Raw genomic sequence first — 21,400 nt, 5'->3', positions numbered from 1 at the left:
CTTCCGCACCGATGGCAGCCCCCGGGGACTTCGTCCACCTCCACGTCCACACGGAGTACTCCATGTTGGACGGGGCCTCGCTCCTCGACGGCCTCTTCACCCGCGTCAGCGACCTCGGCATGCCGGCGATCGCGATGACCGACCACGGCAACCTGCACGGCGCCTACGACTTCTACTCCAAGGCCCGCAAGCACGGGGTGAAGCCGATCATCGGCATCGAGGCCTACGTCACTCCCGGCACTGACCGGTCCGAGCGCCGCCGGGTCCGATGGGGCAAGGGCAACACGGCCGAGGAGGGCGGCGACGACGTCTCGGGCGGCGGTGCCTACACGCACATGACGATGTGGGCCGAGACGACCGAGGGCATGCACAACCTGTTCCGGCTGTCGTCGAAGTCGAGCCTGGAGGGCTACTTCTACAAGCCGCGGATGGACAAGGAGCTGCTGCAGACCTACAGCAAGGGCCTGATCGTCAGCACCGGCTGTCCCAGCGGCGCGATCCAGACCCGGCTCCGGCTCGGGCAGTGGGACGAGGCGGTCCGCGAGGCCGGCGAGCTCCAGGACATCTACGGCCGCGACAGCGTGTTCCTCGAGCTGATGGACCACGGGATCGACATCGAGAAGCGGGTCCGCGACGACCTGCTCAAGCTGGGCAAGCAGCTCGGGATCCCGCCGATCGCCACAAACGACTCGCACTACAACAACCCCGAGGACGCGAGCGCGCACGAGGCGCTGCTCTGCGTCCAGTCCGGCAGCAGGATGTCCGAGCCGCCCTACAGCCAGGGCGGGAGGCGGTTCGCCTTCGAGGGGACGGGCTACTACATCAAGTCCGCGGCCGAGATGCGAGAGCTCTGGGGCGACCACAACGACCTGCGCGAGGCGTGCGACAACACGCTGCTGATCGCGGAGCGGTGTGACGTCGAGTTCACCGAGTCGACCGGCGGCTACATGGCGCGTGCCGACGTGCCGGCCGGGGAGACCGAGGAGTCCTGGTTCGTCAAGGAGGTCTGGCGCGGGATCGAGTCGCGCTACCCGGGCGACCGGCTCACGCCCGAGGTCAAGCAGCGCGTCGACATGGAGCTCGGCGTCATCGCCAGCAAGGGCTACTGCGGCTACTACCTGGTGGTCGCCGACTTCATCCAGTGGGCCAAGGACAACGGCATCCGGGTCGGCCCGGGCCGGGGGTCGGGCGCGGGCTCGATCGCGGCGTACGCCCTGCGCATCACCGACCTCTGCCCGCTCGAGCACGGCCTGATCTTCGAGCGCTTCCTCAACCCGGAGCGCCCCTCGATGCCCGACTTCGACATCGACTTCGACGAGCGTCGGCGCACCGAGGTCATCCAGTACGTGTCGGACAAGTACGGCAGTGACCGGGTCGCCTACATCGCCACGTTCGGACGGCTGAAGGCGAAGGCCGCGATCAAGGACGCCGCCCGGGTGCTCGACTACGGGTTCGCGGTCAGCGACCGGATCACCAAGGCGCTGCCGCCCGACATCATGGGCAAGGGCGTGCCGTTGAAGGAGATCTTCAACGCCGACCACAAGCGCTACGGGGACGGCGCGGAGTTCCGCGCGCTCTACGAGAACGAGAACGACGTCCGCACGATCTACCAGACGGCGCTCGGGCTCGAGGGCCAGATCCGCAACTGGGGCGTCCACGCCGCCGGCGTGATCATGTCCAGCGAGCCGCTGATCGACATCGTGCCGATCATGGCCCGTCCGCAGGACGGCGCGATCATCACCCAGCTCGACTACCCGATGTGCGAGGCGCTCGGGCTGGTCAAGATGGACTTCCTCGGCCTGCGCAACCTGACCGTCCTCGACGACGCGCTCGACAACATCCGCGCCAACCGGGGCGAGGAGGTCGTCCTCGAGGACCTCCCGTTCGACGACCCGGCCACGTACGAGCTGCTGTCGGCCGGTGACACGCTGGGTGTGTTCCAGCTCGACGGCGGTCCGATGCGGGCGCTGCTGCGCAGCATGCGCCCCGACAAGTTCGCCGACATCTCCGCCGTCGGCGCGCTCTACCGCCCGGGTCCGATGGGCGCGGACTCCCACAACAAGTACGCCCGCCGCAAGAACGGCCGCGAGCCGATCGACCCGATCCACCCGGAGCTCGAGAAGCCGCTGGAGACGGTGCTGGGGGAGACCTACGGCCTGATCGTCTACCAGGAGCAGGTGATGGAGATCGCCCAGGTCCTGGCGGGCTTCACGCTGGGACAGGCGGACAACCTCCGCCGCGCGATGGGCAAGAAGAAGAAGGAGGAGCTGGACAAGCAGTACGCCGGCTTCCAGAGCGGGATGCTCGAGCGCGGCTACTCGCAGGCGTCGATCACCGCCCTGTGGGAGATCCTGCTCCCGTTCTCCGACTACGCCTTCAACAAGGCGCACTCGGCGGCGTACGGCGTGGTGTCGTACTGGACCGCCTACCTCAAGGCCAACTACACCGCCGAGTACATGGCCGCGCTCCTCACCTCGGTGAAGGACGACAAGGACAAGATGGCGATCTACCTCGGGGAGTGTCGCCGGCTCAAGATCCAGGTGCTGCCGCCCGACGTCAACGAGTCCGCCAAGAACTTCACCCCGGTCGGCACCGACATCCGCTTCGGCATGACCGCCATCCGCAACGTCGGCGCCAATGTCGTCGAGCAGATCGTCGGCGCCCGCGAGAGCAAGGGGCGCTACGAGTCGTTCAACGACTTCCTCGACAAGGTGCCAGCGCTGGTCTGCAACAAGCGGGTCATCGAGTCGCTGATCAAGGCCGGCGCGTTCGACGACCTCAAGCACCGGCGGCGGGCGCTGGTCGCGATCCACGAGACCGCGGTCGACCAGTACGTCGACATCAAGCGCAACGAGGCGATCGGCCAGGACTCGCTGTTCGCCGGGCTCGACGACCTCGACGGGGGTGACTTCGGGGTCAGCGTGACCATCCCCGACCTCGACGAGTGGGACAAGACCACGCTGCTCGGCCACGAGCGCGACATGCTCGGGCTCTACGTGTCCGACCACCCGCTGCTGGGCCTCGAGCACGTCCTCGCCGGCAGCGCCGACTGCACCATCGGCGAGCTGATGACCGACGAGGAGCGGCCGGACCAGGCGACGGTGACGGTGAGCGGGCTGGTCACCTCCGTCCAGCGCAAGATCACCAAGAAGGGCGACCCGTGGGCGATGGTCACCCTCGAGGACCTCGAGGGTGCGATCGACGTGCTGCTGTTCCCGAGCGCCTACCAGCTGGCCAGCCCGCACCTGGTCCCCGACGCGATCATCACGGTCAAGGGGCGCCTCTCGCGGAGCAAGGAGCAGCCCGAGCTGCACGGCCAGGAGGTCAGCGTCCCCGACCTCGAGACGGGCACCGACGGCCCGGTGGTCATCAGCCTCCCGGCGACCCGCTGCACCGCCCCGGTCATCGCCCAGCTCAAGGAGGTGCTCGGCACCCACCCGGGCCTGACCGAGGTGCGGCTGCGACTGCTGACGCGGGAGGCGACCAAGCTGATGCGGCTCGACGACCGGCTCCGCGTCGCCCCCAGCCCGGCCCTGTTCGCCGACCTCAAGCAGCTGCTCGGTCCCGGCTGCCTGGCAGGATGAGCGAGTGATCGAGCAAGACACCCTGCCGCCGCCTGCGCCCGCGGACGAACGTCGACCGCTTCCGTGGCGGGCCATCGCGGTCGTCGTCGTCGCGGTCATCGCCGGCAGCGCCGCACTGGGTGCGCTCGGCGGCTGGCTCTGGTACCGCTGGTGGGGGCCGCCCAACACCGGCGCGATCGTCGATCTCGGCTACGGCCCGACGTGGTACGACCTCAGCAGTGACGCGGGCCTCACGCACCAGTTCGACGGCCCGGCGCAGTACGCCGTGATCGGGCTCGGGCTCGGGATCGTGCTGGGGGTTCTCGCCGCCGTACTCGGTCGGCGGCAGGCGCTGGCAGCGATGGCCGCCCTGGTGGTGGGCGGCGCGCTCGCGGCGTACCTCTCCTGGGCGGTCGGCACCGCGATGAGCCCGCCCGACCCGGAGCGGTACGCCACCGAGGCCAATCTCTGCACGAAGGGGCCCTGCGAGGAGTACCCCGCCGCCATCGAGGTGAGCGGCTGGACGCCGTTCCTCTGCTGGCCGATCGGCGCTCTCGGCGGCTTCTGTGCGGCGATCGCGGTCATGTCCTTCACCGGCGAGGTGCGGCGACAGCAGGTCGATCAGCAGCAGGCCGGCAACTGGCTGGAGCCGGTCAAGAGCGACCGATCGGAGCAGTCACCGCTGCTGTGAGGTGGACCAGGTCGTCCGGCGCGAGCTCGACCTCCAGGCCCCGTCGTCCGGCGGACACGAAGACCGTCGGATGGTCGAGCGCGGTGGCGTCCACGACGGTCGGGTGCGCGCGCTTCTGGCCCAGGGGCGAGATGCCGCCGACGACGTACCCGGTCGACCGCTCGGCCGCCCGCGGGTCAGCCATGACCGCCTTCCGGCCACCCACCGCGCGGGCCAGGGCCTTGAGGTCCAGCTGTCCCGACACCGGCACCACGGCGACCGTGAGCGCACCGTCGACGTCCGCCAGGAGGGTCTTGAACACCCGGCCGGGTGCGATGCCCAGCGCGGCGGCCGCCTCCTCGCCGTACGACTCCGACCGGGGGTCGTGCGCGTAGTCGTGCACCGTGAACGGGACCGATGCGGCGGTCAGCGCCGTGGTCGCGGGCGTCAATTGGGGGACCACCGCGTGCGGGCGACCTCGGTCGCCGGCAGCGACGTGATCACGTTCATCGCCCGGAGCTCTCCGCGCAGCAGCTCGGTCACCAGCACCAGCCGCTCCTCGGCGTCGGACGCCTCGAGCAGCTGCTGTCGCTCGGACATCGGTAGCGGTGCGCAGGCCGCGAGCACCCAGGAGAGGTACGTCGTGTCGGTCGGCAGCGCGCCGCGGTAGGGATCGGCGGAGATCTCGCCGAGCGCCTGCCGGTACGCCGTGAACGTCGCCCGAGCGAGGACGACCAGCTCCTCGGGGACGCGCACCTCGGGCTCGGGAAGGTCGTCGACCTCACCGACGGGGAACAGGTCGCCGCGATCGAGTCGGTCGAGCCGGATCCGGTCGCGGCCGACGGCGACGATGTCGAAGGTGCCGTCGGGCCGCACCTCGGCTTCGGAGAGCTGGAGCCGGACGCCCACCCGGAACAGCGACTGGGCACCGTGGTCGCCGACCTCGTAGCCCTCCCGGATCGCGACCGACCCGAACACCCGGTCGGCCGGGTCGTCGATCCGGAGCAGGTGGTGCATCAGGGCGCGGTAGCGGTCCTCGAAGACGTGCAGCGGCACGGTGACGCCCGGGAACACCACGCTGTTCAGCGGGAACATCGGGATCCGGTCCGTCACACGTCAAACCTACGGTGCCGGGCTGTCCAGCGGTCGTCAGGACACGGGTACGCGCGGTCCCGGCGAATAGAATCGACCCATGTCCCTCATCCGTCGCATCGACCTGCGCGCGACCGACCCCGCATCGTCGGGCGTCGACTACCGCGCAGCCGTGCCCCGCGCCGACTTCGACGTCGAAGCAGCGGTGCCGGCGGTGCATGCGATCTGCGAGGAGGTCCGCACCGGCGGGCTGGAGGCGATCCGCGATCTCGGCGAACGCTTCGACGGCGTCCGTGTCGAGGACATCCGGGTGACCCCCGAGGCGTTGGCCACGGCGCTCGAGCAGCTCGACCCCGACATTCGGGCCGGACTGGACGAGTCGATCCGTCGGCTGCGGGCGACCTGCGCCAACGAGCTCGAAGCGGACGCCGTGACTGACCTCGGTCCGGGCGCCCGGGTCACCCACCGCAAGGTGCCGGTCGACCGCGTCGGTCTCTACGTGCCGGGCGGGCTTGCGCCTCTCGTGTCGAGCGTGCTGATGAACGTGGTGCCCGCGCAGACGGCCGGGGTGGCGTCGATCGCACTGGCGAGCCCGCCGCAGCAGGAGTTCGGTGGCTCGGTGCACCCGACGATCCTCGCCGCGTGCGCGCTGCTCGGCGTCGACGAGGTCTACGCCGTCGGCGGCGCACAGGCGATCGCGATGTTCGCGTACGGCGTCGCGCCGTGCCGCAAGGTCGATCTCGTCACCGGCCCGGGCAACATCTACGTCGTCACCGCCAAGCGGATCCTCAAGGGCCTGGTCGGCATCGACTCCGAGGCCGGCCCGACCGAGATCGCCATCCTCGCCGACGACACCGCCGACCCGGCCTTCGTCGCCTCCGACCTGATCAGCCAGGCCGAGCACGACCCGCTCGCGGCCTCGGTCTTGGTGACGACCTCGGAGGCACTGGCCGACGACGTCGACGCCGAGCTCGACAAGCAGGTGTCCGCCACGAAGCACGTCGACCGGATCCGGACGTCGCTCAGCGGTCCGCAGTCCGGCATCGTGCTGGTGCGCGACCTGGAGCAGGGCCTCGCCGTGGTCGACGCGTACGCCGCGGAGCACCTCGAGATCCACACCGCGGACGCGGCGTCCTGGGCGGCCCGGGTGCGCAACGCCGGCGCGATCTTCGTCGGCCCCTACGCCCCGGTCAGCCTCGGCGACTACTGCGCGGGGTCCAACCACGTGCTGCCCACGGGCGGCTGCGCGTGCCACTCCTCGGGCCTGTCGGTCCGCGCGTTCACCAAGTCGGTGCACGTCGTCGAGTACTCCCGCGAAGGGCTCGGCGAGGTCGCCGACCACGTCGTGACGCTGGCCGACGCCGAGGACCTCCCGGGCCACGGCGCCGCCGTCAAGGTCAGGTTCGCGGAGTGAGCTTCCCTCCGATCCGCCCCGAGCTCGCCGGGATCGAGCCGTACGGGGCGCCGCAGCTCCCTGTCGACCTGGTGCCCGTCCAGCTGAACGTCAACGAGAACCCGTACGGTCCGTCCGAGGAGTGCGTCGCCGACATCGCCGCGTCGGCGGGGGAGGCGGCGCGCACCCTGAACCGGTACCCCGACCGTGAGTTCGTCGCGCTGCGGACCGCGCTGGCGTCGTACCTCTCTCGCGACGTCCCCGGTGAGATCGTCCCTGAGCAGGTGTGGGCGGCCAACGGGTCCAACGAGGTCATGCTGCAGCTGCTCCAGGCGTTCGGCGGCCCGGGTCGGACCGCGCTGAGCTTCGCGCCGACGTACTCGATGTATCCGGAGTACGCCCGCGACTCGATGACGGCGTGGGTCGCCGGTCGTCGGGAGGACGACTTCTCCCTCGACCTCGACCGCGCCCGGGCGCTGATCGCCGAGGTCCGGCCCGACGTGGTGCTGCTGCCGAGCCCGAACAACCCGACCGGCACCGCGCTGCCGCCGGAGGCGATCACCGTTCTCTGCGAGGCGGTGGGCGACCGCGGGGTCGTCGTCGTCGACGAGGCGTACGGCGAGTTCCGGCGATCCGGCGTCCCGAGCGCGCTGGAGCTCCTGCCCGCGCACCGCAACCTCGTGGTGACCCGGACGATGAGCAAGGCGTTCGCGGCAGCCGGGCTGCGGTTGGGCTACCTCGCGGCCGACCCGGCGATCTGCGACGCGATCCGCGTCGTCCGCCTTCCGTACCACCTGTCCGCGGTCACCCAGGCGACGGCGCTGGCGGCCCTGCGGCACGCTCCGGAGCTGCTCGGCAACGTCGACCAGCTGCGGGCGCAGCGGGACAAGACGGTGGCCTGGCTCCGCGACCAGGGACTGCAGGTGGCGGACAGCGACGCCAATTTCTGCTTGTTCGGGACCGTCGGGGATCGTCATGCTGTCTGGCAGGGACTGCTCGACCGGGGTGTGCTGATCCGGGAGACCGGTCCCGACGGCTGGTTGCGGGTGTCCATCGGGACACCCGAGGAGATGGCGGCGTTCGAGGACGCTCTCGTCGCAGTGATGAAGGAGATGGCATGAGTAGAACTGCCCGCATCGAGCGGCAGACGAGCGAGTCCAAGGTGCTCGTCGAGGTCGACCTCGACGGCTCGGGGCGCCACGACGTCTCCACCGGCGTCGGCTTCTACGACCACATGCTCATCTCGTTCGCCCGGCACTCGCTGGTCGACCTCACGGTCCAGACCTCCGGCGACACCCACATCGACGCCCACCACACGGTCGAGGACACAGCGATCGTGCTCGGACAGGCCCTGCGCGAGGCGCTCGGCGACAAGGTCGGCATCCGCCGCTTCGGCGACGCGACCGTGCCGCTCGACGAGGCGCTGGTGCAGGCCGTGGTCGACGTCTCGGGCCGTCCCTACTGCGTCCACACCGGCGAGCCGGAGGGCCAGCCGTACGTCGCGCTCGGCGGCGGTGGCGAGGCCGTCCCCTACCTCGGCTCGCTGACCCGGCACGTCTTCGAGACGATCGCGTTCCACGCGCACCTAGCGCTGCACGTGCGGGTGCTGGCCGGCCGCGAGCCGCACCACATCGTGGAGACGCAGTTCAAGGCGTTCGCCCGGGCGTTCCGCGACGCGATCGCGATCGACCCGCGCGAGACGGGGATCCCCTCCACCAAGGGCGCCCTGTGAGCGCAGCGAACGGTCGGACGGAGTGACCGGTCCTTCTGTTGTCGTCCTGGACTACGGGTCGGGCAACCTGCGCTCCGCCGTGCGCGCAGTCGAGCGCGCCGGCGCGACCGTCACGCTGACGTCCGACCTCGACCTCGCCATGGAGGCCGACGGGCTGCTGGTGCCGGGCGTCGGTGCCTACGCCGCGTGCATGCGGGGGCTGCTCGGGATCCGGGGGGAGCGGGTCATCGGCCGGCGCCTCGCCGGAGGCCGCCCGGTGCTCGGCATCTGCGTCGGCATGCAGATCCTGTTCGAGCGCGGCATCGAGCACGGGGTCGAGACCGAGGGCTGTGGCGAGTGGCCCGGGGTCGTCGAGCGGCTGCAGGCGCCGATCGTGCCGCACATGGGCTGGAACACGGTCGACGTCCCGGAGGGGTCGCGGCTGTTCGCCGGCATCGAGGACGAGCGGTTCTACTTCGTGCACTCCTACGGCGTGCGGGACTGGACGCTCGTCACCAACGACCGCACCCCCGGCCCGTACCAGCCGCGAGTGATCTGGGCGGAGCACGGTGGCGACCGGTTCGTCGCGGCCGTCGAGAACGGTCCTCTGTGCGCGACCCAGTTCCACCCCGAGAAGTCGGGCGATGCGGGTGCTCAGCTGCTGCGCAACTGGGTCACCGGGCTCTGACGCGGCTCGGATAGCGTTTCGCCATGGCCGCTGACCTCAGCATGAACCAGATCATCCACGCCGCCGTACGCCGCGACCTCAGTCGTACGGCGGCCGCGTTGCGGTCGATGGCCGACGGCGACGCCGAGCGTGCCCGGGACATCCAGCGTGCCTGGAACTTCCTCCGCGCCGAGCTCAAGCACCACCACGAGGGCGAGGACCACCACATCTTCCCGTTCCTCCGTGCCCAGGGTGTCGACGGCGCCCTGCTGGACGCGATGGAGGCCGAGCACGGCGAGCTGCACGACGCGCTGGTCGCCGGCCAGGACGCCATCGACGGAGTCGTCGCCGATCCGTCCGCCACGAAGGCCGCCGAGGCGGCCGCGGTGATCGACGCCTCCAGCGCGGTGGTCGACCGGCACCTCGAGCACGAGGAGCGCGACGTGGAGCCGTTGATCGCCGAGCACCAGGGCGACCCCGGGTTCAAGGTGGCCGAGAAGGAGGTGCGGCACACCGACCTGTCCAAGGCCGGCGACTTCCTCGTCTGGGTCCAGGACGGGGCCACCGAGCGCGAGAAGACCGCACTCAAGCAGACCATCCCGGCGCCCGTCGTACTCATCGTCGGCGCCCTGTTCGGTCGCGGCTACCGCCGTGACATCGCTCCGATCTGGAAGGCATGACCCCGTGAGCGACTACCTCGAGCTCCTGCCCGCTGTCGACATCAAGGGCGGCCAGGCCGTCCAGCTGGTCCAGGGCGTCGACGGGTCCGAGAAGCGCTTCGGCGACCCGATCGAGGCCGCCCTGCGCTGGCAGGAGGCCGGCGCTGAGTGGATCCACCTGGTCGACCTCGACGCGGCGTTCGGGCACGGCAACAACCGCGCGCTCCAGGCCGAGATCGTCGGCAAGCTGGACATCCAGGTCGAGATGAGCGGCGGCATCCGCGACGACGAGTCGCTGGAGGCGGCGATGGCGACCGGCTGCCGGCGCGTCAACATCGGCACGGCGGCGCTCGAGCAGCCGGAGTGGTGCGCGCAGGCGATCGCGACGTACGGCGACCGCGTGGCGGTCGGGCTCGACGTCCGCGGCCGCACGCTCGCGGCCCGCGGGTGGACCCAGGAGGGCGGCGACCTCTACGAGACGCTGGCGCGCCTCGACTCCGAGGGTTGCGCGCGTTACGTCGTCACCGACGTCAACAAGGACGGCATGCTCCAGGGGCCCAACCTGCAGCTGCTGCGCGACGTCTGCGAGGCCACGGACCGGCCGATCGTGGCCTCCGGAGGCGTGACGACGCTCGGCGACATCCGTGCCCTGATGGAGCTGGTGCCGATCGGCGTCGAGGGCGCGATCGCCGGCACCGCGCTCTACACGGGCCAGTTCACGCTCGAGGACGCCCTCGCGCTGACGCTGCCTGCTGCGGGCCGATGAGGGGCTGGCGATGAGCCTCGCGGTCCGGGTCATCCCGTGCCTCGACGTCGACGCGGGCCGGGTCGTCAAGGGCATCAACTTCAAGGAGCTGCGTGACGCCGGTGACCCCGTCGAGCTGGCCCGGACCTACGACGCCGAGGGCGCCGACGAGCTGACGTTCCTGGACATCTCCGCGTCCCACGAGGGTCGGGCGACGACGCTGGAGATCGTGTCGGCCACGGCGGAACAGGTCTTCATCCCGCTCACCGTCGGCGGCGGCATCCGCAGCGTCGACGACGTCGACCGGATGCTCCGCGCGGGCGCCGACAAGATCGCGGTCAACACCGCCGCCATCCACCGCCCCGAGCTGGTCGCCGAGATCGCCGACCGGTTCGGCAACCAGGTCCTGGTGCTGTCGGTCGACGCGCGGCGGGCGCCTGGGACCGACTCCGGGTTCGAGGTCACGACCCACGGTGGCCGCAAGTCCGCCGGCCTCGACGCCATCGCGTGGGCGGTGCAGGCTGCCGAGCTCGGCGCAGGGGAGATCCTGCTCAACGCCATGGATGCCGACGGGACCACCTCGGGGTTCGACCTCGAGCTGATCCGCGCGGTGCGCACCGAGGTCTCGATCCCGGTGATCGCCTCGGGCGGCGCCGGCGCTGTCGAGCACTTCCCACCTGCGGTCGAGGCCGGGGCGGACGCGGTGCTCGCGGCCACCGTCTTCCACTTCGGCACCCTGCGGATCGGTGACGTGAAGCAGACACTGGGCGACGCGGGTTATCCGGTCAGGTGACGGGTAGGACAGCGCCGTGAGCCAGTACGAGGTGTATGACGCCGGCGGCGACGAGGTGCCCTGGGAGCTTCGCGAGGACCCGGTCGCCCCGCGGGGCACGGATGCGGGCGCATGGATGGTCGCCGTCGAGTACTCGAACAAGGGGCAGGCGAAGCCGCCGACCATCGTGAACGTCCTGGGTGGGTCGTACCCGACCCGCGAGGAGGCGCTGGTCGCGGCGCAGAAGGAGGCGTTCGCCTACGACCCGCCCGACCCCTTCTCGCCGCAGGGCCGCCAGGTCTACCGCGACGGTCCCGATGGGTTCCTGACGATCATCCAGGGCGCGATGACGACGTTCCACCTGAGCGTCCGCGTCGTGCAGCACCTCGGCGACGCCTGAGGTCGCCCGCGTTGGGCAGATAGTCGAACAGACGCGCAAGAACGAACAAGGAGCGACGACGCTACTTCTTCTTCTTGCCCTTGCGGCCCTTCCCGTGACCCTTCCCCGACTTCCCGTGCTTCGTCGTCTTGGCCTTGTGCGGCTTCGACTTCTTGGCGCCGTGTGCCTTGTGCTTGCTCCTCGCGGGCCGATCGACCTTCACCGGCGCGACGTCCGTCGCGGAGGAGGTGGGTGAGGACGGGGGAGCGGTCGTAGGTCGGATGCCGTCCGCCCTGGGGCCCGGAGCGCGGGAGTTCTCGACAGCGTCGGCGGCGGACGGCGTGGAGTCCGTCCCGCCCGCGATGCCCCAGGTGATGCCTGCGGCGAGGAGGACGAGAGCGACTGCTGCCGCGCCCGCCAGTGTCCGTCGTCGTGCCCGTCGCTTCTTGCCTGTGCCCGTGCTCGAGTCCGCCCCCGCGACCGACATCGAGGCGGCAAGTGGAAGTGCCGTCGTGCTGGTGGGGTCGAGCCCGGCGGCAGCGGCCGGCGTGGCGCCACCGCGGATCGCCGCCAGCTGCGCGGCGACCTGGTCTGCTCCCGGCCGGTCGGTCGCCTCGCCGGCGGTCATCGCGTCGAGCAGCTGGACCCAGGCGGCGCCGAGGGAGACGGGGATGAGGGGACTGCGGTGGAGCCGGGCCAGCGCCGCCTCGACCGACGTGCCGGTGTAGGCGCGCTGACCGGTCAGCGCCTCCAGCAGGACCAGGCCCAGGGCGTAGACGTCGCTGGCGCCGGTCTGCGGCAGCCCGCGCACCTGCTCGGGGGCGAGGTAGGCCACCGTGCCGATGGTGAAACCGGTGCCGGTGAGGTCGGACTGCTCGTCGACGAGACGGGCGACGCCGAAGTCGGCCAGCTTGGTCAGCCCGGTCCCGGTCACGAGGACGTTGGAGGGCTTCACGTCGCGGTGGACGATGCCGTTGGCGTGCACGTGGCTCAGCGCCGTCGCGAGGCCGGACCCGATCGCGGCCACCTCCTCGGCCGGCAGCGGCCCGCCCGCGAGGCGGCTGGCCAACGTGCCGCCGGTGACCAGCTCCATCACCAGCCACGGGCGGGATGTGCCGTCCCGGTCGTCGACGCCGGCGTCCAGCAACGTCACCAGGTGCGGGTTGTTCAGGCCGGCCAGCAGGCGGGTCTCGGAGGCGAACCGTTGCCGGTCGACATCGGCGACGAGCGCGGCGTGCATGACCTTGACGGCGACCTCGCGGCCGAGCACGTGATCGAAGCCGCGGTAGACCTCCGCCATCCCTCCCCGACCGAGGAGGCCGCGCAGCTCGTAGCGGTCGTTCAGCACGATGGGTGCTGGGTCGGTCATGTCAAGCTCCACAGATCCTTGGGTCGAGCTCTGACAGATGCCCCGAGAGGTGCCGGGCTCGCAGCGACGAAAGGGTGAGTGGAGGAACTACCCGGTACGCCGGGTCGTAGACGGCCTGGGTCGACCCGCCCCGCTAGATTCCGAGCCGCGCCTCGCGCAGCTGGGCGATCCGGTCGTCCGGCCCCTCGAAGGTGAGGCCACGGGTCTGGTCGCGACCGTAGAGGAAGAGCACGATCTCGGACGGCATCCCGGACACGACGACCGGGTCGGAGCCCGCCCGGAGGTTGGTGTCGGCACCGGTGTCGGTCCGTCGCGCGACCACCGGCACGCCGGCCGGCCGGATCAGGCCCTTGCCCGAGATCCGGACGATCCGCCACAGCGCGTCCTCCTCGTCCGGCTCGAGCGTGCGCGGCTGCCAGTCCGGAGCCGCACGGCGGACGTCCTCGTGGTGCACGAAGTACTCCGCGGTGTTGAGGGCCGCGTCGACACCGGGTAGCGCCATCGGGTTCCGCGCCTTCCGGACCCGTGCGACCAGCTTGTCGAACGACTTCTTCGCCACCCGCTCCGTCTCGCGCTCGGTCACCGAGGCCAAGGGGGGCACGACGATGCCGACCGAGAGCGGGCTCGTCTCACGGACGACGAGGTGCGCCATCAGCTCGCGCACCGTCCAGTCGCCGCAGAGGGTCGGCGCATCCGGGCCGGTCTCGAGAGCGAGATCGCAGAGGCGGATGCGCTCGGAGCGGGCGAAGGACGTCATGGGGGCAGGATGGCACGGCGCGGGAATAGACGACCCCTCCGGTCGGGTTGCGACCGGCGACGGACAGGAGCAGGACCGAAGTGACGGACGAGCGGCAGAGCGGCGCCGGTACGACGGGCGCCGGCTTCGCCGTACTCTGGATCGCCATCAAGCGCGAGCCGTGGGTCTTCGCGGCGTCGACCGTCGGCAGCCTGCTGTTCGGCGCGCTGACCGTCGCCGACGCGTGGGTGCTCGGGTGGTCCACCGATCACGTGGTGCTGCCGGCCTTCCGCGACGGCGAGATCGGCGCCGACATGCTCTGGGCGGTGCTCGGGCTCTTCCTCGCCGTCGCGATCCTGCGCGCGGTCGGCATCGTGGCCCGCCGCCTCGGCGCGGGTGTCATGCAGTACCGGATGCAGGCGCGCACCCGCCGCGCCGTGACGCGGCAGTACCTCTCGCTCCCGATGGAGTGGCACCAGCGCCACCCGACCGGAGAGCTGCTCTCCAACGCCAACTCCGACGTGGAAGCGGCCTGGGGACCGATCGCGCCACTGCCGATGGCCGTCGGCACCGTCGCGATGATGGTGATCGCGGTCATCCAGATGCTGTTCGCCGACCTGGTGCTCGCGATCGTCGGGCTCCTGGTCTTCCCGCTGGTGATCGCGACCAACGTCGTCTACCAGAACCTCGCGCAGGGCTGGGCGACCCGAGCACAGCAGCTGCGCGCGGAGCTCAGCGAGATCGCGCACGAGTCGTTCGACGGAGCGATGGTCGTCAAGACGCTCGGTCGCGAGCCCGAGGAGACCGCCCGCTTCCGCGCCAAGGCGGCCGACCTCCGCGAGACGAACATCAAGGTCGGCCGGATCCGCGCGGCCTTCGACCCCACCCTCGCCGCACTGCCGAACCTCGCCGTCCTGGTCGTGCTCGTGCTCGGCGTGCACCGCGTCCTGTCCGGTGCGGCGGACGCCGGCGCTGTCGTCACCGTGGCGTACCTGCTGACGATCGTCTCCTTCCCGATCCGGTCGATCGGCTGGTTGCTCGGTGAGTTCCCCCGCAGCGTGGTCGGCTACCGGCGGGTCGACGCAGTGCTCCGTGCCTCCGGCTCGATGGAGTACGGCGCCGCGCCGGCGCCCTCGGCGACCGCCGGCGCCCGGCTCGACGTCGAGGGTCTGCGCTACGGCTACCACGCGGATCGGGCACTGCTCCGCGACGTGACGTTCTCCGTCGAGCCCGGGCGTACGGTCGCCGTGGTGGGCGCGACGGCCTCGGGCAAGAGCACGCTGACCACCCTGCTGACCCGGCTGGTCGACGTCGACGACGGCAGCATCCGCATCGACGGCGTGGACCTCCGCGACCTGGCCCGCGGCGAGCTCTCCGAGGTGCTCTCTGTGGTGCCGCAGACCGCGTTCCTCTTCGACGACACCGTGCGCGGCAACGTGACCCTGGGCGCCGACGTGCCCGACGAGGACGTGTGGGCGGCGCTGCGGACGGCCCAGGCCGACGGGTTCGTCGCCGCGCTGTCCGACGGGCTCGACACCCGGCTCGGCGAGCGGGGCACCTCGCTGTCGGGCGGTCAGCGGCAGCGGATCTCCCTCGCCCGGGCACTGGTACGGCGCCCGCGGCTGCTCCTGCTCGATGACGCCACCTCGGCGGTCGACCCCGAGGTCGAGGCGCGGATCCTCGCGGCCCTCAAGGGCGCGGATCGCGACGCGACCCTCGTCGTGGTGGCCTACCGCAAGGCGACGATCGGGCTCGCCGACGAAGTGCTCTTCCTCTCCGACGGGGTGATCGCCGACCGGGGTCCGCACCGCGACCTGGTCGCCCGCAACGCCGACTACGCGCGCCTCGTCAACGCCTACGAGCAGCAGGACCATGCGCTCGGCGAGCCCGAGGGGGTCGCCGCACCATGACGACCACGGCACCTGCCGGCACCCGGATGGAGACCGGCGAGGACATCGGCGGCTGGGAGACCATCCGGCGCGGCATCGGCCACTCGCCCGAGCTGGTCGAGGGCATCGGCAAGACACTGGCGCTCGCCCTCGTCGCCTCGGTCGGCCAGGTCGTCGTACCCATTGCCGTGCAGCAGACCATCGACCGAGGTCTGCGTGGCCCCGACGGCCCGGACGCGACCTTCACCACCTGGCTGGCCCTGGCCGCGGCCGCCGCGATCGTCGCGACCAGCTGGGCGTCGTACGCCATGACCGCTCGGCTCTTCGCCAGCTCCGAGCGAGGTCTCGCGACGCTGCGGGTCAAGGCGTTCCGCCACGTCCACGACCTGCCGCTCCTGACCCAGAACACCGAGCGCCGAGGCGCGCTGGTGTCACGGGTGACCAGCGACGTCGACCAGGTCAGCCAGTTCCTGGTGTTCGGCGGCCTCCTGTTCGTCGTCAGCATCGGCCAGATCCTGGTCGCGACCGTCGTGATGATCGTCTACAGCTGGCAGCTCGCGCTCGTGGTGTGGATCTGCTTCGCGCCGCTGTTCCTCAGCCTGCGCTACTTCCAGCGCAAGCTCTCCACCGCCTACGGGACGGTACGACGCCAGGTCGGCGCGCTGCTGTCGGCGATCTCCGAGCCCGTGGTCGGTGCCGCCGTGGTGCGGTCCTACGCTGTCGAGGCACGCACCCAGGAGCGGATCGACGTGGCGGTGGCCGCCCACCAGGCGGCGTCGACCCGCGCCCAGGGATTCACCGCCTTCTCGTTCTCCCTCGGCGGGATCTCGGCCGGGCTGGCCAACGCCGGCGTGCTGATCGTCGGCATCTGGCTCGGGCAGGGACGGCTCTGGGGCGACGACATCACCGCCGGCGAGGTGCTCGCCTTCGCGTTCCTGGTGACCCTCTTCGTCGGCCCGGTGCAGTTCGGCACCCAGGTCCTCACCGATGCCCAGAACGCGATCGCCGGCTGGCGGCGGGTGATCGGCATCCTCGACACCCCGGCCGACCTGGTCGACCCCGGCGCCGATGGCCAGGTGCTGCCCGCCGGTGCGCTCGACGTCGCGTTCGAGGGCGTCGGCTTCGCCTATCCCGGCGGGCCGCCGGTCCTGCGCGACATCGATCTCGCGATCCCGGCCGGTCGCCGGGTCGCCGTCGTCGGCGAGACCGGGTCGGGGAAGTCGACGCTCGCCAAGCTGCTGACCCGGCTGATGGACCCGACCGAGGGCCGGGTGCTGCTCGACGGCGTCGACGTGCGGGACATCACGGAGACTTCGTTGCGGTCGAGCGTGGTGCTCGTGCCGCAGGAGGGCTTCCTGTTCGACGACACGCTCGCCGCCAACGCGCGCTACGGCCGGCTCGACGCCACCGACGACCAGATCGCGGCCGCCGCCGGAGAGCTCGGCCTCGGTGACTGGCTCGCCGGGCTGCCCGACGGGCTCGCGACCAGGGTCGGCCAGCGCGGGGAGTCGCTGTCGGCGGGGGAGCGGCAGCTGGTGGCCCTGTTGCGGGCGCAGCTGGCCGACCCCGACCTGCTGGTGCTCGACGAGGCGACGAGCGCCGTCGACCCCGAGCTCGAGACCCGGATCGGGCGCGCCCTCGACCGGTTGATGACCGGTCGCACCTCGGTGACCATCGCGCACCGGCTGTCGACGGCGGAGGCAGCGGACGAGGTGGTGGTCGTGGACCGGGGGAGGATCGTGCAGCGGGGCCCGCACGCCGATCTCGTCCGGGAGGCCGGATCGGTCTACGCCGGACTGCACGCCTCGTGGATCGCCCAGCACGGCTGAACCACCGGCCGGGATAATGGGGGAGTGAGCTCACTCGATCCCGCCCTGGCCTCCCGGCTCTCGCGCAACGACGACGGCCTGGTGCCGGCGATCGTCCAGCAGCACGACACAGGTGAGGTGCTGATGCTCGCGTGGATGGACGACGAAGCACTCCAGCGCAGCCTCACGACGGGGCGGGCGACGTACTGGAGCCGCTCGCGGCAGGAGTACTGGGTCAAGGGCGAGACGTCCGGCAACCGCCAGCACGTCAAGGAGATCCGGGTCGACTGCGACGGCGACACGCTGCTGGTCAAGGTGGACCAGGAGGGACCGGCCTGCCACACCGGCACCCGCACCTGCTTCGACGACGGGCTGGTCGGATGAGCGGGACGAAGGCTGCTCCTGCGCAGGCCGACCGGCGACGTCGTACGTTCGCGCCCGTCGCCCTCATCGGCATCGGCGCGACCGGCGCCGCCGCTCTCGCCGGCCACCAGCCGATGCTGCGCGTGTCGACCGACGACCTCCGCACGCTCGGGATGGAGTCGATGGCCGGCGAAGGCGCTGCCGACGTGGGCTTCCCCCTTGCCGGCGCCCTCTCGCTGGTCGCCCTCGCTGCCTGGGGGATCGTGCTGGTCGCCCGTGGCCGGGCCCGGCAGGTACTGGCCGTGGTGGCCACCCTCGCCGCTGCTGGCGTCCTCGCCGTGATCATCGTCGGCGGTTTCCTCCAGAACGACGACGCGGGATCGGCGATCTCCGACCAGCTCGGCATCCCCGGCCTCGCCGACGACCTCCCGCTCTACTCGACGCCGTGGTTCTGGATCGGGCTGGTGGCGTCGGCCGTGGCCACCGTCGCGGCGGCGGCAGCGGCGGTGCTCGCGCCGGCCTGGCCCGAGATGGGCAGCCGGTACGACGCCCCCTCGGCCCATGAGGGCAAGTCCTCCGACGCTCCGCCCGAGGAGCGCACCAGCCTCGACCTCTGGAAGTCGATGGACGAGGGCGACGATCCGACGGACGACAAGTCGCACTAGAATCCCCGCGTACCCCGAACCGAGGAGCACCTGCATGTCTGACAACCACGGCAACACCCCTGCGGCCTGGACTGCCGTCATCGTGGCGCTGGCCGGCTTCGTGGTGGGTGGCATCGGTCTGATGCTGAGCCCGATCAGCATGGTCCTCTTCTGGATCGGATTGGTCATCGTGCTCGCCGCGGGCGTCGTCTTCGTCGCCATGGACAAGGCCGGCCTCCACACCTCGAGTCACTGACCGCGGGCCGTGCCGTGAGCACCGTGCAGCCGACCCGCCCGGACAACCGGGTGACGACGGCTGCCCGGGACAGCACCTCGCGGTGGCGCACGATGCTGCCGCCTGCCGCGGTCCTCGGCACGCTGGCCGTGGCGACGATCGCGCTGCACGTCCGCGACCCGCACGAGCAGGGGTCGTGGGGAGAGTGCCCCACGAAGGCCTTCTTCGGGCTGGACTGCCCGGGGTGCGGTGGCCTGCGGGCGGTCAACGACCTGACCAACCTGCGGATCATCGACGCCGCGTCCAGCAACCTGCTCTTCGTCGCGACTCTGCCGGTGATCGCCTACGTCTTCGGGCGGTGGAGCCTCGGGTGCTGGCGGGGGCAGGCCTGGACGCCGTCCGAGCGCGCCAGTACCTGGTCCGCGCTCACACTCGTGGCCGCCTTCCTGGTGTTCGCCGTGCTGAGGAACGTGCCGGCGGGGTCCTGGCTCGCGCCCTGACCCCGCCGCCGTCCGGTCGAGGCCGAGTCAGCTCGTGTAGAAGCTGAAGCTCCCCGTGGTGATCCACAGGATCGTCCAGATCACGCTGATGACGATGCCGACGGCGCCCAGGATCAGGCCCGCCAACGCCATGCCGGCGCCGGTCTTGGCCCCACCCGACTCGGCGATCTCCTTGCGCGCGAGGACGCCCAGCACGATGGCCGCGATGGCGAAGATCCACGACCCGCAGCACACGACGCCGAGGATCCCGGTGACCAGCGAGATGATTGCCATTACCGAGGTGCTCTGCGGCTGGGCGCCGCCGTAGCCCGGCGGGGGACCGCCGTAGCCGCCGCCTCCGGGCGGGGGCGCGCCGTAGCCGCCGCCTCCGGGCGGAGGCGGACTGCCGTATGCGGGAGGTTCGTAGCTCAAGTGATGCCCCTTCGGCGCGAGCCCGGGCACACTCCCGGGCGAGGGCAAAGACTCTAACGGCACCCCGCGCCGGGTTGTGTCGGCCATCGGCCGGATCCCGGGCACTGTCGTGACCAGAGCGGCCGCATGGGAGACTGGGACCCCGCCGATCGAACGCATCCGGGTCGGAGAACAGCAAGTCACGGAGGGTCCATGTCGGTGCTCGACGACATCGTCGCCGGAGTCCGGGAGGACCTCGCTGCCCGCGAGGCAGCCGTGCCAGCGGCAGACCTGCGGGCACTGCTGGCCGAGGCACCCGCGCCCCGCGACCCCATGCCGCACTTCCGGAGCGCCGGCTCGAGCGTGATCGCCGAGGTCAAGCGGCGCAGCCCGAGCAAGGGCGACCTCGCCGACATCCCCGACCCCGCCGCGCTGGCCCAGGAGTACGCCGCCGGCGGTGCAGCCGCGATCAGCGTGCTCACCGAGCAACGCCGGTTCGGCGGCAGCCTCGACGACCTGCGTGCCGTGCGGGCCGCGGTCGACGTACCCCTGCTGCGCAAGGACTTCATCGTCGCCGACTACCAGCTGCTCGAGGCTCGGGCGGCGGGAGCGGACCTGGCGCTGCTGATCGTGGCCGCGCTGCCCGACGATGCGCTCCGCCGGCTCTACGACTCGGCGCGCGAGCTGGGCCTGACCGTGCTCGTCGAGGTGCACGACGAGCCGGAGACGGAGCGCGCGGTCGCTCTCGGCGCCGAGCTGATCGGTGTCAACGCCCGCAATCTCAAGACGCTCGCCGTCGACAACGACACGTTCGGCCGGCTGGCGCCACTGGTGCCGGACGACCGGGTGCTGGTCGCCGAGTCGGGCATCAGCGGCCCGACCGACGTGAAGCGCTACGTCGCGGAGGGCGCGCGCGTCGTCCTCGTGGGTGAGGCACTGGTCAAGGACGGAGCGCCCCGCGAGGCGGTCGCAGCAATGACCCGCATCGACGCCTGAGACGACATCGCCCGGACGCGGACGCGTCCGGGCACTGTGCGGCGGTGGGTCAGTTGCAGCCCTGCCTCTTCGCGGCTTCGGCGATGTTGCTGAGACCCGAGTTCGGGTCGCCGCAGCGAAGCGCGCCCGAGTCGCTGTCCTGCCAGGAGACCCAGCGGCCGCGGCGCCGCTCGACGTGGCCGAAGAACGGCTCGTCGCCCTCCGTGACGCACGTCGTGTAGGTGTACTTGCCGCGGACCCGCTCGATGCCGCGGAAGAACACGAAGCTGGCGCTGTTGCGCAGTACCAGGGTGCGATTGATGCGAACCCGGCTCCTGGTCGCCCAGGTGGCGCTCCCCGCAACCGCCAGGTCCAGGTTGAAGGTCGCCTCCGCCTTGCCGAGCGCCTTCTTGGCGAGCCCCGACGCCTCGATGGAGCCCGAGGAGCTGTACGACGCGCCCGCCTTGACCCGGACTCGCACCCGGGCCTTACGGGAGTACGTGGACTCGTACCGTCCGGGTGCGAGGGTGATGTTCGGTGCACGGCGGTGGATGACGACGTCCTTCTCCCGGTCGAAGACGCGGACGACCCTCGGGACGAAGTGCTCGGTGTGGCAGCCGGTCCCTGCCGCTCGGGTCTCGACGTCCGGCGCCGCGTGGGCTGTCGACGTCGGCGCTACTGCCAGGGCCAGAGGGAGGAGTGCCAGGCAGAGAACGTGTGCGAGCCACTGCCCTGTGCTCGATGCTGGTGCGTTCATGATGCTCCTTGACTGGGGGCGGGGGTCGCCGTGCGGCCAGCGGTCACGCCCGAGATTGGTGTCGGTCCTGAGAACGTCGCCTC

General features: G+C 71.3%; 23 protein-coding genes. 17 read left to right on the top strand and 6 right to left on the bottom strand.

Annotated features, from left to right (window positions below; all coding sequences use genetic code 11):
• The first annotated feature begins 11 nt into the window (after positions 1 to 11).
• Both dnaE and D0Z08_RS20950 read left to right on the top strand, forming a co-directional pair.
• A complete protein-coding gene (gene dnaE, locus D0Z08_RS20955) occupies positions 12 to 3,584 on the top strand; it encodes a DNA polymerase III subunit alpha (RefSeq protein ID WP_118927214.1) in 3,573 nt (1,190 codons plus the stop codon).
• A 4-nt stretch (positions 3,585 to 3,588) separates the two neighbouring features.
• A complete protein-coding gene (locus tag D0Z08_RS20950; protein WP_118927213.1) occupies positions 3,589 to 4,254 on the top strand; it encodes a hypothetical protein in 666 nt (221 codons plus the stop codon).
• Here D0Z08_RS20950 and ybaK read toward each other — a convergent pair.
• Complete coding sequence (ybaK, locus tag D0Z08_RS20945) at positions 4,217 to 4,684, bottom strand: Cys-tRNA(Pro) deacylase (protein WP_245994247.1); 468 nt, start codon at positions 4,682 to 4,684, stop codon at positions 4,217 to 4,219. The genes D0Z08_RS20950 and ybaK overlap by 38 nt on opposite strands.
• Positions 4,681 to 5,346: an LON peptidase substrate-binding domain-containing protein gene (locus D0Z08_RS20940; RefSeq protein WP_118927211.1), complete on the bottom strand. Its 666-nt coding sequence runs from the start codon at positions 5,344 to 5,346 to the stop codon at positions 4,681 to 4,683. Before D0Z08_RS20940 ends, ybaK begins: the two co-directional genes overlap by 4 nt.
• 79 nt (positions 5,347 to 5,425) lie before the next feature.
• Here D0Z08_RS20940 and hisD point away from each other — a divergent pair, with 79 nt between their 5' ends.
• The 8 genes from hisD to D0Z08_RS20900 are packed head-to-tail and all read left to right on the top strand — an operon-like array spanning position 5,426 to position 11,672.
• Positions 5,426 to 6,739: a histidinol dehydrogenase gene (gene hisD, locus D0Z08_RS20935; RefSeq protein WP_118927210.1), complete on the top strand. Its 1,314-nt coding sequence runs from the start codon at positions 5,426 to 5,428 to the stop codon at positions 6,737 to 6,739.
• On the top strand, positions 6,736 to 7,839 hold the full coding sequence (locus tag D0Z08_RS20930) for a histidinol-phosphate transaminase (RefSeq protein ID WP_118927209.1): 1,104 nt from the start codon (positions 6,736 to 6,738) through the stop codon (positions 7,837 to 7,839). Before hisD ends, D0Z08_RS20930 begins: the two co-directional genes overlap by 4 nt.
• Positions 7,836 to 8,450 carry an imidazoleglycerol-phosphate dehydratase HisB gene (hisB, locus tag D0Z08_RS20925; protein WP_118927208.1) on the top strand — a complete coding sequence of 205 codons (615 nt, stop codon included), beginning with the start codon at positions 7,836 to 7,838 and terminating at the stop codon, positions 8,448 to 8,450. Before D0Z08_RS20930 ends, hisB begins: the two co-directional genes overlap by 4 nt.
• A 22-nt stretch (positions 8,451 to 8,472) precedes the next feature.
• The gene (gene hisH / locus D0Z08_RS20920; protein ID WP_118927207.1) at positions 8,473 to 9,117 is read left to right on the top strand and encodes an imidazole glycerol phosphate synthase subunit HisH; all 645 of its coding nucleotides are present in this window, start codon (positions 8,473 to 8,475) and stop codon (positions 9,115 to 9,117) included.
• 23 nt (positions 9,118 to 9,140) lie between these two features.
• Positions 9,141 to 9,776 (top strand): hemerythrin domain-containing protein, encoded by a 636-nt coding sequence (locus D0Z08_RS20915; RefSeq protein ID WP_118927206.1) that lies wholly within the window; start codon positions 9,141 to 9,143, stop codon positions 9,774 to 9,776.
• Positions 9,777 to 9,780: 4 nt separating this feature from the next.
• A complete protein-coding gene (gene priA, locus D0Z08_RS20910) occupies positions 9,781 to 10,521 on the top strand; it encodes a bifunctional 1-(5-phosphoribosyl)-5-((5-phosphoribosylamino)methylideneamino)imidazole-4-carboxamide isomerase/phosphoribosylanthranilate isomerase PriA (protein ID WP_118927205.1) in 741 nt (246 codons plus the stop codon).
• 10 nt (positions 10,522 to 10,531) lie between these two features.
• The gene (hisF, locus tag D0Z08_RS20905; protein ID WP_118927204.1) at positions 10,532 to 11,293 is read left to right on the top strand and encodes an imidazole glycerol phosphate synthase subunit HisF; all 762 of its coding nucleotides are present in this window, start codon (positions 10,532 to 10,534) and stop codon (positions 11,291 to 11,293) included.
• Between the two features lie 16 nt (positions 11,294 to 11,309).
• Positions 11,310 to 11,672 carry a hypothetical protein gene (locus tag D0Z08_RS20900; protein ID WP_118927203.1) on the top strand — a complete coding sequence of 121 codons (363 nt, stop codon included), beginning with the start codon at positions 11,310 to 11,312 and terminating at the stop codon, positions 11,670 to 11,672.
• A gap of 61 nt (positions 11,673 to 11,733) precedes the next feature.
• Here the strand turns inward: D0Z08_RS20900 and D0Z08_RS20895 are convergent, their stop codons facing one another.
• Complete coding sequence (locus tag D0Z08_RS20895) at positions 11,734 to 13,020, bottom strand: serine/threonine-protein kinase (protein WP_118927202.1); 1,287 nt, start codon at positions 13,018 to 13,020, stop codon at positions 11,734 to 11,736.
• A 133-nt stretch (positions 13,021 to 13,153) separates the two neighbouring features.
• Complete coding sequence (locus tag D0Z08_RS20890) at positions 13,154 to 13,777, bottom strand: TIGR03085 family metal-binding protein (protein ID WP_118927201.1); 624 nt, start codon at positions 13,775 to 13,777, stop codon at positions 13,154 to 13,156.
• Between the two features lie 80 nt (positions 13,778 to 13,857).
• Between D0Z08_RS20890 and D0Z08_RS20885 the strand changes: the two genes are divergently transcribed.
• The 6 genes from D0Z08_RS20885 to D0Z08_RS20860 are packed head-to-tail and all read left to right on the top strand — an operon-like array spanning position 13,858 to position 19,195.
• Positions 13,858 to 15,666, top strand: coding sequence for an ABC transporter ATP-binding protein (locus D0Z08_RS20885; RefSeq protein WP_118927200.1), 1,809 nt, complete (start codon positions 13,858 to 13,860; stop codon positions 15,664 to 15,666).
• The gene (locus tag D0Z08_RS20880) at positions 15,663 to 17,474 is read left to right on the top strand and encodes an ABC transporter ATP-binding protein (RefSeq protein ID WP_118927199.1); all 1,812 of its coding nucleotides are present in this window, start codon (positions 15,663 to 15,665) and stop codon (positions 17,472 to 17,474) included. The genes D0Z08_RS20885 and D0Z08_RS20880 overlap by 4 nt, the downstream gene beginning before the upstream one ends.
• A 24-nt stretch (positions 17,475 to 17,498) precedes the next feature.
• Positions 17,499 to 17,837 carry a phosphoribosyl-AMP cyclohydrolase gene (gene hisI / locus D0Z08_RS20875; RefSeq protein ID WP_118927198.1) on the top strand — a complete coding sequence of 113 codons (339 nt, stop codon included), beginning with the start codon at positions 17,499 to 17,501 and terminating at the stop codon, positions 17,835 to 17,837.
• Positions 17,834 to 18,481: a Trp biosynthesis-associated membrane protein gene (locus D0Z08_RS20870; protein WP_118927197.1), complete on the top strand. Its 648-nt coding sequence runs from the start codon at positions 17,834 to 17,836 to the stop codon at positions 18,479 to 18,481. Before hisI ends, D0Z08_RS20870 begins: the two co-directional genes overlap by 4 nt.
• 34 nt (positions 18,482 to 18,515) lie before the next feature.
• Positions 18,516 to 18,716 (top strand): HGxxPAAW family protein, encoded by a 201-nt coding sequence (locus tag D0Z08_RS20865; protein WP_118927196.1) that lies wholly within the window; start codon positions 18,516 to 18,518, stop codon positions 18,714 to 18,716.
• Positions 18,717 to 18,730: 14 nt separating this feature from the next.
• Entirely contained in the window at positions 18,731 to 19,195 is a 465-nt protein-coding gene (locus tag D0Z08_RS20860) for a DUF2752 domain-containing protein (RefSeq protein WP_118927195.1), read from the top strand.
• A gap of 27 nt (positions 19,196 to 19,222) precedes the next feature.
• On the opposite strand, the gene D0Z08_RS33120 is transcribed toward D0Z08_RS20860, so the two are convergent.
• Entirely contained in the window at positions 19,223 to 19,606 is a 384-nt protein-coding gene (locus D0Z08_RS33120) for a DUF4190 domain-containing protein (protein ID WP_182481413.1), read from the bottom strand.
• Positions 19,607 to 19,798: 192 nt separating this feature from the next.
• On the opposite strand from D0Z08_RS33120, the gene trpC reads away from it, so the two are divergent.
• A complete protein-coding gene (gene trpC / locus D0Z08_RS20850) occupies positions 19,799 to 20,581 on the top strand; it encodes an indole-3-glycerol phosphate synthase TrpC (protein ID WP_118927193.1) in 783 nt (260 codons plus the stop codon).
• A 49-nt stretch (positions 20,582 to 20,630) separates the two neighbouring features.
• Here trpC and D0Z08_RS20845 read toward each other — a convergent pair whose 3' ends face one another.
• On the bottom strand, positions 20,631 to 21,317 hold the full coding sequence (locus tag D0Z08_RS20845) for a hypothetical protein (RefSeq protein ID WP_118927192.1): 687 nt from the start codon (positions 21,315 to 21,317) through the stop codon (positions 20,631 to 20,633).
• Positions 21,318 to 21,400: the final 83 nt, after the last annotated feature.

The organism is Nocardioides immobilis, from assembly GCF_003515065.1.
In the GTDB taxonomy this organism is placed as follows: domain Bacteria; phylum Actinomycetota; class Actinomycetes; order Propionibacteriales; family Nocardioidaceae; genus Nocardioides; species Nocardioides immobilis.
The sequence above is the reverse complement of the archived record's forward strand: the minus strand, read 5'-3'. Positions and strand labels throughout refer to the sequence as shown.

Excerpts from the sequence above, each read along its gene's own strand:
- trpC (WP_118927193.1), top strand. The coding sequence starts at position 19,799 with ATGTCGGTGCTCGACGACATCGTCGCCGGAGTCCGGGAGGACCTCGCT.
- D0Z08_RS20880 (WP_118927199.1), top strand. The coding sequence starts at position 15,663 with ATGACGACCACGGCACCTGCCGGCACCCGGATGGAGACCGGCGAGGAC.
- hisD (WP_118927210.1), top strand. The coding sequence starts at position 5,426 with ATGTCCCTCATCCGTCGCATCGACCTGCGCGCGACCGACCCCGCATCG.
- hisB (WP_118927208.1), top strand. The coding sequence starts at position 7,836 with ATGAGTAGAACTGCCCGCATCGAGCGGCAGACGAGCGAGTCCAAGGTG.
- D0Z08_RS20895 (WP_118927202.1), bottom strand. The coding sequence starts at position 13,020 with ATGACCGACCCAGCACCCATCGTGCTGAACGACCGCTACGAGCTGCGC.
- D0Z08_RS20865 (WP_118927196.1), top strand. The coding sequence starts at position 18,516 with ATGTCTGACAACCACGGCAACACCCCTGCGGCCTGGACTGCCGTCATC.
- D0Z08_RS20890 (WP_118927201.1), bottom strand. The coding sequence starts at position 13,777 with ATGACGTCCTTCGCCCGCTCCGAGCGCATCCGCCTCTGCGATCTCGCT.
- D0Z08_RS20870 (WP_118927197.1), top strand. The coding sequence starts at position 17,834 with ATGAGCGGGACGAAGGCTGCTCCTGCGCAGGCCGACCGGCGACGTCGT.
- D0Z08_RS20915 (WP_118927206.1), top strand. The coding sequence starts at position 9,141 with ATGGCCGCTGACCTCAGCATGAACCAGATCATCCACGCCGCCGTACGC.
- dnaE (WP_118927214.1), top strand. The coding sequence starts at position 12 with ATGGCAGCCCCCGGGGACTTCGTCCACCTCCACGTCCACACGGAGTAC.
- D0Z08_RS20845 (WP_118927192.1), bottom strand. The coding sequence starts at position 21,317 with ATGAACGCACCAGCATCGAGCACAGGGCAGTGGCTCGCACACGTTCTC.
- hisF (WP_118927204.1), top strand. The coding sequence starts at position 10,532 with ATGAGCCTCGCGGTCCGGGTCATCCCGTGCCTCGACGTCGACGCGGGC.